The organism is Roseomonas sp. GC11, from assembly GCF_024437745.1.
Lineage (GTDB): Bacteria > Pseudomonadota > Alphaproteobacteria > Acetobacterales > Acetobacteraceae > Pseudoroseomonas.
Window position 1 is genome coordinate 1 of sequence record NZ_JANFNY010000083.1, and the last position, 16,235, is coordinate 16,235.

The 16,235-nt window shown below is 71.9% G+C and carries 19 protein-coding genes; 15 read left to right on the forward strand and 4 right to left on the reverse strand.

Features of this window, described 5'->3' with window-relative positions:
- Positions 1–194: 194 nt before the first annotated feature.
- Together NON00_RS20220 and NON00_RS20225 are read right to left on the reverse strand one after the other, a co-directional pair.
- The gene (locus NON00_RS20220; RefSeq protein ID WP_256024525.1) at positions 195–1,403 is read right to left on the reverse strand and encodes a Zn-dependent hydrolase; all 1,209 of its coding nucleotides are present in this window, start codon (positions 1,401–1,403) and stop codon (positions 195–197) included.
- Between the two features lie 239 nt (positions 1,404–1,642).
- Positions 1,643–2,413, reverse strand: coding sequence for an SDR family NAD(P)-dependent oxidoreductase (locus tag NON00_RS20225; protein ID WP_256024526.1), 771 nt, complete (start codon positions 2,411–2,413; stop codon positions 1,643–1,645).
- Positions 2,414–2,561: 148 nt separating this feature from the next.
- Between NON00_RS20225 and queA the strand changes: the two genes are divergently transcribed.
- The 14 genes from queA (at position 2,562) to NON00_RS20295 (ending at position 14,207) form a co-directional block, all read left to right on the forward strand.
- A complete protein-coding gene (queA, locus tag NON00_RS20230; protein ID WP_256024527.1) occupies positions 2,562–3,656 on the forward strand; it encodes a tRNA preQ1(34) S-adenosylmethionine ribosyltransferase-isomerase QueA in 1,095 nt (364 codons plus the stop codon).
- On the forward strand, positions 3,653–4,792 hold the full coding sequence (gene tgt, locus NON00_RS20235) for a tRNA guanosine(34) transglycosylase Tgt (RefSeq protein ID WP_256024528.1): 1,140 nt from the start codon (positions 3,653–3,655) through the stop codon (positions 4,790–4,792). Before queA ends, tgt begins: the two co-directional genes overlap by 4 nt.
- Positions 4,789–5,256 carry a preQ(1) synthase gene (gene queF / locus NON00_RS20240; protein WP_256024529.1) on the forward strand — a complete coding sequence of 156 codons (468 nt, stop codon included), beginning with the start codon at positions 4,789–4,791 and terminating at the stop codon, positions 5,254–5,256. The genes tgt and queF overlap by 4 nt, the downstream gene beginning before the upstream one ends.
- A gap of 131 nt (positions 5,257–5,387) precedes the next feature.
- A complete protein-coding gene (gene queG / locus NON00_RS20245; RefSeq protein WP_256024550.1) occupies positions 5,388–6,443 on the forward strand; it encodes a tRNA epoxyqueuosine(34) reductase QueG in 1,056 nt (351 codons plus the stop codon).
- 53 nt (positions 6,444–6,496) lie between these two features.
- Positions 6,497–6,811, forward strand: a complete 315-nt coding sequence (locus NON00_RS20250) for a hypothetical protein (protein WP_256024530.1) — start codon at positions 6,497–6,499, stop codon at positions 6,809–6,811.
- 96 nt (positions 6,812–6,907) lie between these two features.
- Positions 6,908–7,621, forward strand: coding sequence for a 7-cyano-7-deazaguanine synthase QueC (gene queC, locus NON00_RS20255; RefSeq protein WP_256024531.1), 714 nt, complete (start codon positions 6,908–6,910; stop codon positions 7,619–7,621).
- Positions 7,622–7,668: 47 nt separating this feature from the next.
- On the forward strand, positions 7,669–8,226 hold the full coding sequence (locus NON00_RS20260) for a VUT family protein (protein ID WP_256024532.1): 558 nt from the start codon (positions 7,669–7,671) through the stop codon (positions 8,224–8,226).
- A gap of 92 nt (positions 8,227–8,318) precedes the next feature.
- Complete coding sequence (locus tag NON00_RS20265) at positions 8,319–9,119, forward strand: RibD family protein (protein ID WP_256024533.1); 801 nt, start codon at positions 8,319–8,321, stop codon at positions 9,117–9,119.
- Positions 9,116–10,144, forward strand: a complete 1,029-nt coding sequence (locus NON00_RS20270; protein WP_256024534.1) for a dehydrogenase — start codon at positions 9,116–9,118, stop codon at positions 10,142–10,144. Before NON00_RS20265 ends, NON00_RS20270 begins: the two co-directional genes overlap by 4 nt.
- A complete protein-coding gene (locus tag NON00_RS20275; protein ID WP_256024535.1) occupies positions 10,132–10,563 on the forward strand; it encodes a 6-carboxytetrahydropterin synthase in 432 nt (143 codons plus the stop codon). Before NON00_RS20270 ends, NON00_RS20275 begins: the two co-directional genes overlap by 13 nt.
- 6 nt (positions 10,564–10,569) lie before the next feature.
- Positions 10,570–11,622, forward strand: a complete 1,053-nt coding sequence (locus NON00_RS20280; protein WP_256024536.1) for a glycosyltransferase family 4 protein — start codon at positions 10,570–10,572, stop codon at positions 11,620–11,622.
- The gene (locus NON00_RS20285; protein WP_256024538.1) at positions 11,619–12,491 is read left to right on the forward strand and encodes a class I SAM-dependent methyltransferase; all 873 of its coding nucleotides are present in this window, start codon (positions 11,619–11,621) and stop codon (positions 12,489–12,491) included. Before NON00_RS20280 ends, NON00_RS20285 begins: the two co-directional genes overlap by 4 nt.
- A 145-nt stretch (positions 12,492–12,636) precedes the next feature.
- The gene (locus NON00_RS20290) at positions 12,637–13,830 is read left to right on the forward strand and encodes a four-carbon acid sugar kinase family protein (protein ID WP_256024539.1); all 1,194 of its coding nucleotides are present in this window, start codon (positions 12,637–12,639) and stop codon (positions 13,828–13,830) included.
- Positions 13,827–14,207, forward strand: a complete 381-nt coding sequence (locus tag NON00_RS20295; RefSeq protein WP_256024540.1) for a methylglyoxal synthase — start codon at positions 13,827–13,829, stop codon at positions 14,205–14,207. The genes NON00_RS20290 and NON00_RS20295 overlap by 4 nt, the downstream gene beginning before the upstream one ends.
- 102 nt (positions 14,208–14,309) lie before the next feature.
- Here NON00_RS20295 and NON00_RS20300 read toward each other — a convergent pair whose 3' ends face one another.
- Both NON00_RS20300 and NON00_RS20305 read right to left on the reverse strand, forming a co-directional pair.
- Positions 14,310–15,296: a 2-hydroxyacid dehydrogenase gene (locus NON00_RS20300; protein WP_256024541.1), complete on the reverse strand. Its 987-nt coding sequence runs from the start codon at positions 15,294–15,296 to the stop codon at positions 14,310–14,312.
- Between the two features lie 124 nt (positions 15,297–15,420).
- Complete coding sequence (locus NON00_RS20305) at positions 15,421–15,651, reverse strand: hypothetical protein (protein WP_256024543.1); 231 nt, start codon at positions 15,649–15,651, stop codon at positions 15,421–15,423.
- On the opposite strand from NON00_RS20305, the gene NON00_RS20310 reads away from it, so the two are divergent.
- The coding region (locus NON00_RS20310) for a hypothetical protein (protein WP_256024544.1) at positions 15,635–16,235 on the forward strand (601 nt) is incomplete at its 3' end. The genes NON00_RS20305 and NON00_RS20310 overlap by 17 nt on opposite strands.

Consider the following 16,235-nt stretch of genomic DNA (forward strand, 5'->3'; position numbering starts at 1 on the left):
CCGTGAAAACCTGATTGTCGCTGCTCTCCACCATGCCCAGAACATGGGAACAGCATTCAAGCTCTAACAGGCCTTAGTTTTTTCCAGAATTTTCTTTCAGTTTGCGTCCCGCTTCAGGCCTGAGGCGGGACGCCAAACTGAAAAAAGTCTTTTTGCTTCTTTTTCTTCAGAAAAAGAAGATTTCTTCAAATATCTTAATTGGACCCCGCCAGGAAGCGCGCGCCCGCCTCCACCAGCGTCTCCACCCCCAGGGCGAGATCCTCTTCCTTCGTATCTTCCGCCCAGTGGTGGCTGATGCCGCCGATGGAGGGGACGAAGAGCATGGCGGCGGGCATCAGCCGGGCGATGTATTGCGCGTCATGCCCGGCGCCGCTCGGCATCACCTGCCAGGCGCCGGGGGCGAGGGCCTCGGCGGCGGCGGAGAGGGCGCGCATCAGGCCGGGGTCGCACAGGGCGGGGGTGGCCTTGCTGACGCTCACCAGCGTCGTCACGCAGCGCTCGCGACGGTTGCTCTCCTGCACCAGGCGGCGCAGCCCGGCCTCCATCTCCTCCAGCTTCGCCACCGAGACGTCGCGGAACTGGAAGAGCACATCGGCCCGGCCGGGAATGATGCTGGGCGCGCCGGGGTCGAGGGTGATGCGGCCCGTGGTCCAGGTGCTGCGCTCGCCGCAGAAGCGCGGGAATTCGGCATCGATGGCGGCGAGCAGCCGCACGGCGGTGAGGCCGGCATCCCGGCGCTCGGCCATGGTGGTGCCGCCGGCATGGTCCTGCTGCCCCTCCACCAGCAGGCGCCACTGCCAGATGGCGACGATGCCGCTGACGATGCCGAGCCGCAGCCCGGCGCGCTCCAGCTGCGTGCCCTGCTCGATATGCATCTCGAAGAAGCCCCTGTAGCGGCCGGGGTCGAGTTGCAGGCGGGGCAGGCCCGCCAGCCCGGCGGCTTCCAGGGCGGCGCGCAGCGGCGTGCCATCGGTGCGGTTGCGGCTGCGGTCGATGTCTTCTTCCGTCAGGTCGCCGATGATGGAGCGGCTGCCGAGGAAGCCGCCCTCGAAATGGCCTTCCTCATCGGCGAAGGCGCAGACATCGACGGGCAGCCCCGCCCGCGCCATGGCCAGCGCGCCGACGACGCCGAGCGCGCCATCCAGCCACCCGGCCTCGTTCTGGCTCTCGATATGGCTGCCGGCGAGGAGATGCGGCCCCTCCCCCTTATGCCGGCCGAAGACATTGCCGATGCCGTCGATCGAGGCGTCCAGCCCCACCTCCTCCATCTTCCGCATCAGCCAGCGGCGGGACTCCATGTCCTGCGGCGAGTAGGTCGGGCGATGGACGCCGGTCTTGAAGGCGCCGATCTGGCGCAGCTCATGCAGGTCGGCGAGGAAGCGGGCGGTATCGGCCTTCGGCATCTGGGGCACCCCTGTTGCGGCGCGCCATGCTGCGCCGCACCTCCCCGAGGGGCAAGATGGCGGCCAGCCCTGGCCTTGAGGGGGCTTTGCCCCCTCAACCCTCCTTCTTTCCCTTGGGCAGGGGACAGGGTCCCCTGCACCCGCCTTCAGGAGGTGCCCCCGGATGGGTTTCCAAAGGCCTCAGGCCTTTGGTGGGGAGAGTTTGAGAGGGGCGAAGCCCCTCTCAAGACAGCGCGCGCTCAGCGCGCCTCCAGCGTCAGCCCGCCATCGACGGTCAGGGTCTGCCCCGTCACCATCGGCGCGCCGGCGAGCAGGAAGACGATGGTCTCCGCGATATCCTCCGGCGTGCAGCGGCGCTTGAGCAGGGCCTTCTCGGCCGAGGCGGCGCGGCGCTCCTCCGTCCACTGCACCATCCAGGTGGAATCCACCGCCCCCGGCGCCACGGCGTTGACGCGCGCGGCGGGGGCCAGGGCGCGGGCCAGGTTCTTCGTCATGTTGATGACGCCCGCCTTGGTGGCGCCATAGGCCAGGGAGGAGCCGGCCGCGTCCTGCCCGGCGATGGAGGCGACATTGACGACCGCACCCCCCGCCGCCTGCAGGGCCGCCGCCGCCGCCCTGGCGCAGCGGAAGACGCCGAGCAGGTTCACCTCCAGCACCGTCTGCCACAAGGCCTCGGTGATGCGGTCCAGCGCGGCGGGGGGGATCTGGGTGGTGGTGCCGGGGGTGCCGGCATTGTTCACCAGATAATCCAGCCCGCCGAGGGCGGCGATGGCGGCCTCCACCATGCGCGGGCCATCGGCGGCGTCCCCCACATTGCCGGGGGCGGCGAGGACATCCAGCCCTTCCGCCTGGAGGGCCGCCACCACCTCCACCCCGCGCGGATCGCCCGGCAGGTGGTTGACGGCGACGCGGCAGCCCGCCCCGGCCAGCCGGCGCACCACCGCCAGCCCGATGCCGGAGGCGCCCCCCGTCACCAGCGCGCGCTTTCCCGGCAGTTCGTAGCGGATCATGGGGTCCCTCCTGGATGGTGTTCGTTGGGGAGCAGACTGCACCGGGGCGGGGCGCGCCGGAAGCGGGGCGGGCCCCGGATTCGGTGCGGGCGCCGTCTGTGCTTGCCTTTGCCGCCCCCCTCCGCTACCGCCGCGCCCGGAAGCCCCCATGACCAGCACCACACCCCCCGCCCCGCCCGAACTCCGGGCCGAGGATTTCGACTTCGCCCTGCCCGAGGCGCTGATCGCCCAGCACCCCGCCCGCCCGCGTGACGCCGCCCGCCTGCTGGTGGTGGCGCCCGAGGGCGTGCGGGACCAGGGGGTGCGCGACCTCCCCGCCTGGCTGCGCCCCGGCGACCTGATGGTGGTGAACGACACCCGTGTCATCCCCGCCCGCCTGCGCGCCCGGCGCGGCGAGGCGCGGCTGGAGATCATGCTCAACCGCGCCGAGAGCGGCGGCCAGGGGGGCGTGGTTTGGCACGCCCTGGTGCGCAACGCGAAGAAGCTGCGGCCAGGGGATATCCTGGCCATCGAGGGCGCGCCGGAACTCGCCCCGCGCGTGGTGGAGCGGCAGGAAGGCGGCGCGGCGCTGATCGATTTCGGCCCGGACCAGGGCCTGCTCGCGGCGGCGCTGGAAAAGGCGGGGGAAATCCCCCTGCCGCCCTATATCGCCCGCCCCGACGGCCCGAGGCCGGAGGACCGCGAGGACTACCAGCCCATCTTCGCCCGCGAGCCGGGCGCCGTGGCCGCCCCCACCGCCAGCCTGCACTTCACCCCGGCGCTGCTGGCGGCGCTGGCGGCGCGCGGCGTCGGGCAGGTCGCGCTGACGCTCCATGTCGGCGCCGGCACCTTCCTGCCCGTGCGCGCCGAGAACCCGCGCGAGCACAGGCTGCACGCCGAATGGGGCCATATCTCCGAAGAGGCCGCCGCCGCCATCAATGAGACCCGCGCCAGGGGCGGGCGCATCATCGCCATCGGCACCACCGCGCTGCGGCTGCTGGAAAGCGCGGTGGATGAACATGGCACCGTCCACCCCTTCCGCGGCCTGACGGATATCTTCCTGCTGCCGGGGCATGTCTTCCGCTCGGCGGATCTGCTGCTGACCAATTTCCACCTGCCGAAATCCAGCCTCTTCATGCTGGTCTCGGCCTTCTCCGGCATGGCGCGGATGCGCGACGCCTATGCCCATGCCGTGGCGGGGGGTTACCGCTTCTACTCCTACGGCGATGCCAGCCTGCTCTTCCGCGAGGACATTGCCCCATGACGCATCAAGGCCCGCTCCACTGGAGCTGCCAGTGCCGCGACGGCCACGCCCGCGCCGGCACGCTGCACACCGCCCATGGCGACGTCCCCACCCCCGTCTTCATGCCCGTCGGCACCGCCGGCACGGTCAAGGGCATGACGGCCGATGGCGTGCGCGCCACCGGGGCGCAGATCGTCCTCGGCAACACCTACCACCTGATGCTGCGCCCGGGGGCGGAGCGCGTCGCCAAACTCGGCGGCCTGCACACCATGATGGACTGGCACGGCCCGATCCTGACGGATTCCGGCGGCTTCCAGGTCATGTCCCTCTCCCAGCTGCGCAAGCTGGACAAGGACGGCGTCACCTTCCAGAGCCACATCAACGGCCAGAAATTCCGCCTGACGCCGGAACGCAGCATCGAGATCCAGCACCTCCTCGATGCCGACATCACCATGTGCTTCGACGAATGCACGCCCTTCCCGGCGACGCACGAGGTGGCGGCGCAATCCATGCGCCTCTCCATGGCCTGGGCCGCGCGCTCCCGCGCCGCCTTCGTGGCGCGGCCGGGCTATGGCCTCTTCGGCATCCAGCAGGGCAGCGTCTATGAGGATCTCCGCGCCGAGAGCGCGAAGGCGCTGACGGAGATCGGCTTCGAGGGCTACGCCATCGGCGGCCTCGCCGTCGGCGAGGGACAGGAGGAAATGTTCCGCGTCCTCGATTTCAGCGTGCCCATGCTGCCGGAGACGCATCCGCGCTACCTGATGGGCGTCGGCACGCCCTCCGACCTGATCGGCGCCGTCATGCGCGGCGTGGACATGTTCGACTGCGTCATGCCCACGCGCTCCGGCCGCACCGGGCGGGCCTATACCAGCCGCGGCGTGCTGAACATCCGCAACGCCCGACACGCCGAGGATACCAGCCCGCTGGACCCGGACTGCGACTGCCCCGCTTGCAGCCGCCACAGCCGGGGCTATCTGCACCATCTGTTCAAGGCGGATGAGATGCTGGGGCCGATCCTGCTCTCCTGGCACAACATCCGCTACTACCAGCGCCTGATGCAGCGCCTGCGCCAGGCCATCCTGGAAGGCCGCCTCGCCGCCGAGGCCGCCGCCATCCAGGCCGGCTGGGCCGCGCAGGCCGAGGAAACCACCGCATGACCGCCTCTCATGACGTCTCCGGCCTCACCATACTGGGCCAGCACACCGCCCAGCCGCAATCGCCGGAGGAGGCGGTGCTGGAGCGCGTCCCCAACCCGCATCCCGGCCAGCACTACACCGTCCGCTTCGTCGCGCCGGAATTCACCTCGCTCTGCCCGCTGACGGGGCAGCCGGATTTCGCCCATCTCGTCATCGACTACATCCCGGGCGACTGGCTGGTGGAGAGCAAGAGCCTGAAGCTCTTCCTCGGCAGCTTCCGCAACCACGGCGCCTTCCACGAGGCCTGCACCGTCTCCATCGGCCTGCGCCTGGCCGAAACGCTCTCGCCCACCTGGCTGCGCATCGGCGGCTACTGGTATCCGCGCGGCGGCATCCCGATCGATGTCTTCTGGCAGACCGGCGCGGCGCCGCAGGGCGTCTGGGTGCCGGATCAGGGCGTGCCGCCCTATCGCGGGCGGGGGTGATTTTTTTCTTTCAGGAAAAAATGTTCTTTTTTTGAAAAAAAGAACCAAAAAACTTCTTTCCGTTGGCGTCCCGCCTCGGGCCTGGAGCGGAACACAAACTGAAAAAAAATCGGGAAAAGAAGGGATCTGAAATCGATAATCCTGCATCCCGCGCCGCCGCCATCCGGGACGAAGCCCTCCGCCTCGGCTTCGATGCGGTGGGCTTTGCCCCGGCGCATCTGGGCCCGGAGGTGCGGGCGCGGCTGGATGCCTTCCTGGCCGCCGGGATGCACGGGCAAATGGGCTGGCTGGCCGATCGCGCGGAACAGCGCGCCCACCCCCAGGCACTCTGGCCGGAGGCGGTCTCCGTCATCGCCCTCGGCATGAATTACGGGCCGGAGGAAAACCCCCTCGCCCTGCTGGACCAGCGCGACCGGGGCGCCATCAGCGCCTATGCCCGCAACAGGGACTACCACGACATCGTCAAGAAGCGCCTGAAGGCGCTGGCCCGCTGGATGGTGGAGCGCTGGAAGGGCAGCGAACTGAAGGTCTTCGTCGATACCGCGCCGGTGGCGGAAAAGCCGCTGGCACAGCAGGCGGGGCTGGGCTGGCAGGGCAAGCACACCAACCTCGTCTCCCGCGCGCATGGCTCCTGGCTCTTCCTGGGCGAGGTCTATACGACGCTGGACCTCGCCCCCTCCGGCGCCGAGGTGGATCACTGCGGCCGCTGCGCGCGCTGCCTCTCCGCCTGCCCGACCGCGGCCTTCCCCGCGCCCTACCGGCTCGATGCCCGGCGCTGCATCGCCTATCTCACCATCGAGCACAAAGGCCCGATCCCGGAGGAATTCCGCCCGGCGATGGGCAACCGGATCTATGGCTGTGACGACTGCCTCGCCGTCTGCCCCTGGAACAAATTCGCCCAGGCGGCGCGCGAGCCGGGGCTGATCGCGCGGGAGGACCTCACCGCCCCGCGCCTCGCCGAGCTGGCGCTGCTGGACGATGCCACCTTCCGCGCGCGGTTTTCCGGCTCGCCCATCAAGCGCATCGGGCGGGAGAGCTTCATTCGCAATGTGTTGATCGCGATCGGCAACAGCGGCGATGCGGCGCTTCGCCCGATTGTTGAAGGCTTGAGCAAGGATTCTTCAGACGTCGTCTGCGATGCGGCCCGTTGGGCCTTGGATCGTCTCACACCGCGCCCCACAGCTTAAACGCTTCCTTTACCGCTTCTCCCTATCTTCGCCTCTCGTGTTGGAGGGGTGAGATGAGCGACGGCAATGTCATGGGGTTCGCCTGGTATGATCCCGAGTCTTTTGAAGCCCTGCGCGAGAAAATGCCGGATATGAGCGAGTCCTATGATGACTGGCTCATGGGCGCGAAGAAGGATCTCCAGCGTGCCGTGAAGGAGGGCTACCGCGTCATCCGCATCGCCGTGCGCCCGCAGGAATTCTACCCCTGGTGCCAGCGCCAGGGCATCATCTACCCGAATATCCGTGACCGCCGCGCCTATGCCGCCGAGCAGGCCGCCCTGCTCGTCAAGGCCGAGCGCGCCGGCCGTGGCCTCTTCGGCCTCTTCTGAAAAAAGTCTTTTTGCTTCTTTTTCTCCAGAAAAAGAAGATTCCTTGACGCCCCACGCCCCCCGCTGCAAGCCGCCCTCCAGCAAGGAGGCTCCAGCATGAGCGAGACGGCCAGCAGCGGCGCGGCGGAAGGCGCCCTCGTCCTCTTCAGCGGCGGGCAGGATTCCGCCACCTGCCTCGCCTGGGCGCTCGCGCGCTTCGGCCATGTCGAAACCCTCGGCTTCGATTATGGCCAGCGCCACCGCATCGAACTCGAATGCCGCGCCGAATTCCGCGCGGCCCTCCCCGCGGACTGGCAGCAGCGCCTCGGCCCCGACCACACGCTGCGCCTCGATGCCCTCGGCCAGCTTTCCGACACCGCCCTGACGCGCGAGACCGAAATCACCCTGCAGGCCGATGGCCTGCCCAACACCTTCGTCCCTGGCCGCAATCTTCTGTTCCTGACCTTCGCCGCCGCCCTCGCCTACCGGCGCGGCCTGCGCCACATCGTCGGCGGCATGTGCGAGACGGATTTCTCCGGCTACCCGGATTGCCGGGACGATACCATCAAGGCCCTCCAGGTCGCCCTCAACCTCGGCATGGAGCGCCGCTTCGTCCTGCACACCCCGCTGATGTGGCTGGACAAGGCCGAGACCTGGGAACTGGCCGAGCGCCTCGGCGGGCCGAAGCTGGTCTGCGACATCGTCGAGAAAACCCACACCTGCTACCGGGGCGAGCGCGGCACCCTCCACCCCTGGGGGCATGGCTGCGCTGCGTGCCCGGCTTGCGAGTTGCGCGCCAGGGGCTGGGCGGGCTACCAGTCGCGCCGCTGACATCCCGTCGGCGCGGATGCTCCCGCCCAGCAATGGAAAACTCGCAGATGACCGACCCCCGCCGCCTGGAGGGCCTGCTGGCCCTCTTGGCCTTCGGCCTCACCATTCCCGCGGCGAACTGGCTGATCGGCCATGCCGGCACCGTCTGCGTGCCCAACGGGCCCTGCCTCATCCCCGTCGCCCCGGGCGTCATGGCGCCCTCCGGCGTGCTGATGATCGGCCTCGCCCTCGTGCTGCGCGACTTCGTGCAGCGCCGCCTCGGCCTCGGCTTCGCCTGGGCCGCCATCCTGGCGGGCACCGCGCTCTCCGCCACGCTGGCCGCGCCCTCCCTCGTGATCGCCTCGGCCGTCGCCTTCCTGCTCAGCGAAACCGCCGATCTCCTCGTCTATACGCCGTTGCAGCGGCGCAGCCTCGTGCTCGCCGTGCTGGCCTCCGGGGTGGTCGGGCTCGTCGTGGACAGCGTGTTTTTCCTGGGCATCGCCTTTGGCGATCTCTCCTTCCTGGGCGGGCAGGTCATCGGCAAGCTCTGGATGATCCTCCTCGCCCTGCCGCTCACCGCCTGGCTGCGGCGGGCGGATGAACGGCGCGGGATTCTGCCCGTCTGAAAAAACAGGGAGGGCGCCGCCATCCCTGGCCCTCCCGCCAGGAGGCTGAGCCTCCTGGACCTCGCCCCAGGATACCGGCATAGAGGCGGCGCATGACGCACACCGCCGCCGACCCGGAATGGGATGACCTGCTGCGCCAGCGTGAAGCCGGCGGCACTCTGGCGCCGGGGCCGCTCGCGGCGCTGTTCGGGCCGGTGCTCGGCCCCATCACGGCGGCGGATGGCTGCCTCGTGCTGGGGCGGCTGGCGCAGACGCTGGATGGCCGCATCGCCACCACAGGCGGCTCCAGCCAGTGGATCGGCGGGCCGGGCGATCTCCTGCATACCCACCGCCTGCGCGCCCTCTGCGATGCCGTGCTGGTGGGCGCCGGCACCATCCGGCACGACAACCCCCGCCTGACCACCCGCCTCTGCCCCGGCCGCAACCCGGCCCGCGTGGTGCTCGACACCCACCGCAGCCTGGGCACGGACTACACCGTCTTCGCCCCCGGCGGGCCGCCCACCCTGCTGGTCTGCGCCGGCGATGCGCCGGGCGGCGACCGCCACGGCGCGGCGGAGGTGCTGCGCGTGCCGCCCTCCCCGCTCGGCGGGCTGGACATCGCGGCCCTGCTGCCGCTGCTGGCGGCGCGCGGGCTGCGGCGGATTTTCGTCGAGGGCGGCGGCCTCACCGTCTCCCGCTTCCTCGCCGCCGGCGGGCTGGACCGGCTGCACGTCACCGTGGCGCCGGTGCTGCTCGGCTCGGGCATCCCCGCCTTCACCCTGCCCGAGGCCGCCCGCATCGCCGACGGGCTGCGCTTCGACTGGGGCATCCACCGGCTGGGGGAGGATGTGCTGTTCGACATCGCCCTGCACCGCGCCCGCCCCGCGGTCTGCACGCCGGTCTGCGCGGCATGAAGGCGCGCGGCTTCTGGGCCACCGCGCCGGGGGTGGGGGAAATCCGCGCCCTCGACCTGCCGCCCCTGGCGCCGGGCGCCCTGCGCGTCCGCGCCACAGCCAGCGGCGTCTCGCGCGGGACGGAACGGCTGGTGCTCCAGGGCCGCGTGCCGCCCAGCCAGTTCGCCGCCATGCGCGCGCCCCTGCAAAAGGGGGATTTCCCCTTCCCCGTGCAATATGGCTATGCCGCCGTGGGCGTGGTGGTGGAGGGGCCGGCGGAGCGCCTCGGCCAGCGCGTCTTCTGCCTGCACCCGCACCAGGATGTGTTCGACGCCCCCGCCGCCATGGCCGTGCCGGTGCCCGACGCGGTGCCGGACCACCGCGCCGTCCTCGCCGCCAATATGGAAACCGCGCTGAACATCGCCTGGGATGCCGAGCCGCGCCTGGGCGAGCGCATCCTGGTCATCGGCGCCGGGGTGGTGGGGCTGCTGGTGGCGGCGCTGCTCGCCCGCCTGCCCGGCGCGGTGGTGACGGTGCTGGACACCGACCCCGCCCGCCGCCCGGTGGCCGAGGCCCTGGGCTGCCGCTTCGCCACGCCGGAGGACAGCCCGGCGGAGCAGGAACTCATCATCCACGCCTCGGCCAGCGCCGCCGGGCTGCGCCACGCCCTGGCCCATGCCGCCTTCGAGGCGCGCATCCTCGAAGCCTCCTGGTTCGGTGACGCCGCCATTGCCCTGCCGCTCGGCGAGGCCTTCCACGCGAAGCGGCTGGTGCTGCGCTCCACCCAGGTGGGCGCCGTCTCCCCCGCCATGCGCGGCCGCCGCACACATGGGGAGCGCCTGGCCCTCGCCCTCGCCCTGCTGGAGGAGGCGCGCTTCGACGCCCTGGCCGGCCCCCGCCTGCGCTTCGAGGAACTGCCCGCCCGCCTGCCCGCCCTGCTCGCCCCGCCCCCGGCCGGCGAGATGGCGGCGGGGGAGGTTGCGCCGCTCTGTCCCATCATCACCTACGACGCCGGACACCAGAGGAACCCCGCATGTTCAGCCTGACGGTCGCGGATCACATCATGGTCGCGCACAGCTTCCGCGGCGAGGCCTTCGGCCCGGCGCAGCGCGTGCACGGCGCCACCTTCGTCGTCGAGGCGGAGTTCCGCGCCCCCCGCCTCGGCCCGGACAACCTGCTGGTGGACATCGCCGCCGCCCGCGTCGAACTGAGAAAAATCCTCGACGGGCTGGACTACAACAACCTCGACACCCTGCCGCAATTCGCCGGCCTCAACACCAGCACGGAATTCCTCTGCCAGCACATCCACGGCCTGCTGGTGGCGGCGCTGCGGGACGGGCGGCTGGGCGCGGGCGGGCAGGCCGTCACCGCCCTCAAGGTGCTGCTGCGCGAGAGCCCGCTGGCCTGGGCCGCCTATGAGGCGCCGCTCGGCGCTGCCCCCGCCCCGCTCACCGCCGAGGCCTGAGCGGCCATGCGCATCGCCCTGCTCGTCCCCGGCCCCTTCTCCACCATCTCCGGCGGCTATGGCTATGACCGGCGGCTGGTGCAGGGCTTCCGCGCGGCCGGCCACACGGTCGAGGTGGTGGAACTCACCGGCCGCCACCCCCTGCCCGACGCCGCCGCCGAGGCCTCCGCCCGCGCCGCGCTGGACGCCCTGCCCGCCGGCACGCAGCTCATCATCGACGGCCTCGGCCTGCCCGCCTTCGCCCCCTGCGTGGCGGAATTGGAAGCGCGGCGGGCGGTGGGCCTCATCCACCACCCCACCGCCATCGAGCCCGGCTTCACCGAGGCGGAGCGCGCCGAGCTGAAGCGGCGGGAGGCCCTGCTCTTCCCGCGCATGGCGCGGCTGGTCGCCACCTCGCGCCTGACGGCGGACCGCCTGCCCGGCGAATTCGGCGCCGACCCCGCCCGCATCGGCGTCGTCGAGCCCGGCACGGACGCGGCACCGCGCTCCCAAGGTTCGCATGGGGGTTCGGGCGGGGCGGGCTGCGCCATTCTCGCCGTCGGCGTGCTGGTGCCGCGCAAGGGGCATGACGTGCTGATGCGCGCCCTCGCCCGCCTGCCGGACCTGGATTGGACGCTGACCATCGCCGGCGGCCCGCGCGACCCCGTCCATGCCGAGGGGCTGAAGGCCCTGGCCACGGAACTCGGCATCGGCCAGCGCGTCACCTTCGCCGGCGAGGTGGAGGCCCCGGCGCTGGAGGCGCTCTATGCCCGCGCCGATCTCTTCGCCCTGGCCACGCATTGGGAGGGCTATGGCATGGCGGCGGCCGAGGCTCTGGCGCGCGGCCTGCCCGTGGCCATCACCGCCGGCGGCGCCATCGCCGATGTGGTGCCGAAGGAGGCCGGGGTGATCGCCGCGCCGGGCGATGTCACCTCGCTTTCCCGCGCCATGCGGCGGGTGATCTTCGACACGCGGCTGCGCGCCACCATGGCCGAGGCGGCATGGCAGGCCGGGCAGCGCCTGCCGCGCTGGGCCGACCGCGCCACCGCCTTCGCCGCCGAACTGGACGCCGCCCGATGAGCGAAAGCTTCGATGCCGATTGGCTCGGCCTGCGCGAGCCCTTCGATGCCCGCGCCCGCAACCTGGAGCTCGCCCTGGCCCTGGCCGAGGCCCTGCCGCCGCGCCCGCATCTGATCGACCTCGGCGCCGGCACGGGCGCGCTGCTGCGCTGGCTGGCGCCGCTCCTCGCCCGCTCCCAGCACTGGACGCTGGTGGATGCCGATGCCGCGCTGCTCCAGCACGCCTTCGCCACCATCGAGGAACGCGCCATCCTCGCCGGCTGGACCACCACCTGGCCCCGCCCGAGCACGCTGCTCGTCCACACCCGCCATGGCGTGTGGCGGGTGGAGGGGCTGGTGGCCGACCTCGCCGCCGGCCCCGCCATGCTGCCGCTGGAGAAGGCGGATGGCGTCGTCAGCTCCGCGCTGTGCGACCTCGTCTCGGCGGGCTGGGTGCGACGGATGGCGGCGGCGCTGAAGGTGCCCTTCTACGCCACGCTGAATGTCGATGGGCGGGACCGCTTCAGCCCGCCCCACCCGGCGGACCGGCTGGTGGCGCGCGGCTTCCGCCGCGACCAGGGGCGGGACAAGGGCTTCGGCGGCCCGGCCCTCGGCCCCGCCGCCCCGGCCGCGCTGGCCCGCGCCTTCCGCGCCGCCGGCTTCGCCGTGCGCACCGGGCCGAGCCCCTGGCAGGTGCCCGCCGCCACCCCGGTGATGGCCGATACCCTGGCCGAAGGCCACGCCCAGGCCGCCCAGGCCGCCCTGCCCCGCGGCTCCGCCCCCGCCCTGCGCGCCTGGGCCGAAGCCCGGCGCGGGCAGGCCCGGCGCGGCAGGCTCTCCGTGCGGGTGGGGCATGTGGATGTGCTGGCTTTGCCAAAACTGGGGGAATGAATTCCCCTTTCTTTCAGGCTGCCGCCGTCTCCCGTCACGGCGGGACGCCTTGCTGAAGGCGGGGTCCGGGGTAGCCCTGCTACCCCGGCGGGGGTCCAGGGGGCAGCGCCCCCTGGCCTGCCTTTCTTCCAGGAGTTCCTGACCCATGCCCCTGCTCGGCTGCCTCGCCGATGATCTGCCCGGCGCCACCGATCTCGCGGCCATGCTGGTGGCGCAGGGCATGCGCACCGTGCTAACGACCCGCCTGCCCGAAGGCCCCCTGCCCGAGACCGATGCGCTGGTGATCGCCGCCCCCGAGGCGCAGCGGCTGGCCGCCTGCGAGGCGCTGCTGGCCGCCGGGGCGCGGCAGATCCTGCTGCACCTGGACCCGGGCTGCCGCGGCCTCGCGGCGGGGCAGCTGGGGCCGGTGGCGGATGCGCTGCTGCACCGGCTCCAGGCCGGTTTCGCCCTGGTCTGCCCGGCTTTCCCGGCGCTCGGCGCCACGGTCTACCAGGGGCATCTCTTCCTCGGCGCGGCGCTCGCCAGCACGGGCGAGCCCAGCCTGATGCGCGCCCTGGCACAGCAGACGGAGGGCGCCACCGGCCTGCTGCCCTTCGCCGTGGTGGAGCAGGGGCTGGCCCCGCTGCGCCAGGCGCTGCACCGGCTGCGCGATGGCGGGCGCCGCTACGCCATCGCCGATGCGCTGACCGAGGCGCATCTGCACAGCCTGGGCGCTGCCTGCGCCGGGCATCCGCTGGTGATCGGCGGCACCGGCCTCGCCATGGCCCTGCCGCAGAATTTCCGCGCCGCTGGCCTGCTGCCCGACCGCGCCGATGCCGAGGCCCTGCCCGCCGCCACCGGCACCCAGGCGGTGCTCGCCAGCGCCTCCACCCGCGCCACGCTGGGGCAGATCGGCTTCGCCCGGCTGCATGGCCCCGTCCTCGAACTCGACCCGCTGGCCACGCCCGAGCCCGGCGCCCTGCTGGCCCAGGCGCTGGCGTGGCTGGAGGGCAAGCTCTCCGCCACCCGCCCGGTGGTCATCACCACCGCCACGGCGCCGGAGCGGGCCGCCGCCCTCCAGGCGCGCCTCGGCGAGGCCGCCCTGGCGGCGCTGCTGGACAAAACCCTGGGCGACCTCGCCGCCGCGCTGGTGGAGCGTGGCGTGGGGCAGCTCGTGGCGGCGGATGAGGCGGCGGCGGGGGCGGTGCTGGGGCGGCTCGGCATCACCCGGCTGCGCGTCGGGGCGCAGATCGATCCCGGCCTGCCCTGGAGCTATTCCGACGAGGCGGGGCTTCACCTCGCGCTGAAACCGGGCCATTCGGGTGCGCGTGATTTCTTCCTGAAAGCCTTTCCGCCATGAGCATCACCCTCGCCCTCGTCGCGCATGACCGGATGAAGCCGGCCCTGGCCGAATGGGCCGCCCGGCACGCGGCGCAGCTCGCGCCGCACCGCGTTGTCGCCACCGCCACCACCGGCGGCGTGCTGCGTGAGCGCAACCCGCATCTGGCCATCCGCACGGTGAAGAGCGGCCCGCTCGGCGGTGACCAGCAGATTGGCGGCATGATCGCCGAGGGCGAGATCCAGGGGCTGATCTTCTTCCCCGACCCGCTGGCCCCGCAGGCGCACGACGTGGATGTGAAGGCGCTGCTGCGCATCGCCCTGGTCTATGACATCCCCTGTGCCTTCTCCCCTGCCACGGCGGACCTGCTGGTGGCGGGCGGCCTCCTGAACGCCTGATCTTTTCTCAGCGGGGCGTCCCGCCCGGATCTCCTGGCGGAACGCCCCCTGACAAAAGTTTTTTGGTTCTTTTTTCCAAAAAAGAACCCTTCTTCTTCTTCCTCAGGCGGCGTTCAGGTCGATCTCGTCCTGCAGGGCCTCGCCCCGGAAGAAGCGGCCGATATTGGCCGTGGCGCCTTCCACCTTGGCCTGCATGGCATCGAAGGTGCCGGCGCCGATATGCGGCGTCAGCACCACATTCTCGAGCGCGAGCAGCGGATTGTCGGCGCGCGGCGGCTCCGGCTCGAAGACATCGATGGCGGCGGAGCGGATGGTCCCGGCCTTGAGGGCGCGGGCCAGCGCCGCCTCATCCACCACCGCGCCGCGGGCGCAGTTGATGAGCACCGCATCGCGCCGCATTTTGGCGAAGGTGTCGTCGCTGAAGAGGTGGTGTGTCTCCGCCGTCGCCGGCAGGTGGAGCGAGATGACCTCCGCCTCGCGCAGCAGCGTGTCGAGTTCGACGCGGCGGAAATTCAGCGCCAGTTCCAGCCCTTCCGGCAGCTTCTGATAGGGATCGGCATAGAGGCCGCGCACATTGAAGGGCTGCAGCAGCGCGGCGAGGGCGGAGCCGATGCGCCCCATGCCGACAATGCCGACCGTGCGCCCGCGCAGATTGCGCGAGACGGTGCGCAGCGCGGTGCCGAGCCACTCGCCGCGCCGCATGGCGGCATCGACGCGCGGGATGTGGCGCAGGCAGGCGAAGATCAGCGACAGCGCATGCTCGCTCACCACATCGGCGGTGCCGGAGGGATTGATGGCGAGGCGGATGCCGCGCGCGCGCAGTTCGGCGATGGGCGTCTCGCCCTGCCAGCCGACGCCCTGGTGCTGCACGAGCTTCAGCCGGGGCGCCCTGGCCACCCATTCGGGGCGCAGCACGGCGGGGGCGACGATGACCGCATCGGCCTGGGCGAGTTTCTCGACGCGCTCCGCATCGTCATTGGCGGTCAGCGTCAGCAGTTCGCAGCCCTCGGGCAGGGCCTTGCGCCACATGGCGTAGACGGCCTCCGGTGCGTGGCTGAGATAGAGGATGCGGTGCAGGTTCTCGGACATGGCGTTTCCTCGCTTCGTGGCGGGCGAGGCTAGGCCAGGGCGCGCGGCGCGCAAAGGGCGGGCGGGCATGAAAAAAGGCGCCGCCCGTGAGGGGCGGCGCCTGTCCTGTTCGCGGCGCGGCGGATCAGTTGCCGGCGGCGCTGTCCAGCGGCGCCTCGGCGGCCGGGGCGGGCACGGGCAGGGCCTCAGGCGCCAGGGCTTCGGCAGCCTCGGCCTTCGCCTTGCGGGTGGAGGGCTTGCGCGCGCGCTTCGGCGCCGGAGCTTCCTCGGCCGGGGCGGGGGCGGCGGCCTCGACCAGTTCCACCACCTCGACCGGCGCCGGCTCGGCGGCGACGGGCTTGGCGCGGCGCGTCACGGCCTTCTTCGGCGCGGCCTTCACGGCGGCGGCCTTCTTCGGCGCAGCCTTCACGGCGGCGGCCTTCTTCGGCGCGGCCTTCACAGCAGCGGCCTTCTTCGGCGCGGCCTTCGCGGCGGTCGCCTTCTTCGGCGCGGCCTTCGCGGTGGCGGCCTTCTTCGGCGCGGCCTTCGCGGTGGCGGCCTTCTTCGGCGCGGCCTTCGCGGTGGTGGCCTTCTTCGGCGCGGCCTTCACGGCGGCGGCCTTCTTCGGCGCGGCCTTCGCGGCGGTCGCCTTCTTCGGCGCGGCCTTCGCGGTGGCGGCCTTCTTCGGCGCGGCCTTCACGGCGGCGGCCTTCTTCGGCGCGGCCTTCGCGGTGGCGGCCTTCTTCGGCGCGGCCTTCGCGGTGGCAGCCTTCTTCGGCGCGGCCTTCGCGGTGGCAGCCTTCTTCGGCGCGGCCTTCGCGGTGGCGGCCTTCTTCGGCGCAGCCTTCACGGCGGCGGCCTTCTTCGGCGCAGCCTTCGCGGTGGTCGCCTTCTTCGGCGCGGCCTTCGCGGTGGCGGCCTTCTTCGGCGCGGCCTTCGCGGTGGCGGCCTTCTTCGGCG

Coding starts and splice junctions, on each gene's coding strand:
- NON00_RS20220 (WP_256024525.1), bottom strand. CDS start 1,403: ATGCCGAAGGCCGATACCGCCCGCTTCCTCGCCGACCTGCATGAGCTG.
- NON00_RS20225 (WP_256024526.1), bottom strand. CDS start 2,413: ATGATCCGCTACGAACTGCCGGGAAAGCGCGCGCTGGTGACGGGGGGC.
- queA (WP_256024527.1), top strand. CDS start 2,562: ATGACCAGCACCACACCCCCCGCCCCGCCCGAACTCCGGGCCGAGGAT.
- tgt (WP_256024528.1), top strand. CDS start 3,653: ATGACGCATCAAGGCCCGCTCCACTGGAGCTGCCAGTGCCGCGACGGC.
- queF (WP_256024529.1), top strand. CDS start 4,789: ATGACCGCCTCTCATGACGTCTCCGGCCTCACCATACTGGGCCAGCAC.
- NON00_RS20250 (WP_256024530.1), top strand. CDS start 6,497: ATGAGCGACGGCAATGTCATGGGGTTCGCCTGGTATGATCCCGAGTCT.
- queC (WP_256024531.1), top strand. CDS start 6,908: ATGAGCGAGACGGCCAGCAGCGGCGCGGCGGAAGGCGCCCTCGTCCTC.
- NON00_RS20260 (WP_256024532.1), top strand. CDS start 7,669: ATGACCGACCCCCGCCGCCTGGAGGGCCTGCTGGCCCTCTTGGCCTTC.
- NON00_RS20265 (WP_256024533.1), top strand. CDS start 8,319: ATGACGCACACCGCCGCCGACCCGGAATGGGATGACCTGCTGCGCCAG.
- NON00_RS20270 (WP_256024534.1), top strand. CDS start 9,116: ATGAAGGCGCGCGGCTTCTGGGCCACCGCGCCGGGGGTGGGGGAAATC.
- NON00_RS20275 (WP_256024535.1), top strand. CDS start 10,132: ATGTTCAGCCTGACGGTCGCGGATCACATCATGGTCGCGCACAGCTTC.
- NON00_RS20280 (WP_256024536.1), top strand. CDS start 10,570: ATGCGCATCGCCCTGCTCGTCCCCGGCCCCTTCTCCACCATCTCCGGC.
- NON00_RS20285 (WP_256024538.1), top strand. CDS start 11,619: ATGAGCGAAAGCTTCGATGCCGATTGGCTCGGCCTGCGCGAGCCCTTC.
- NON00_RS20290 (WP_256024539.1), top strand. CDS start 12,637: ATGCCCCTGCTCGGCTGCCTCGCCGATGATCTGCCCGGCGCCACCGAT.
- NON00_RS20295 (WP_256024540.1), top strand. CDS start 13,827: ATGAGCATCACCCTCGCCCTCGTCGCGCATGACCGGATGAAGCCGGCC.
- NON00_RS20300 (WP_256024541.1), bottom strand. CDS start 15,296: ATGTCCGAGAACCTGCACCGCATCCTCTATCTCAGCCACGCACCGGAG.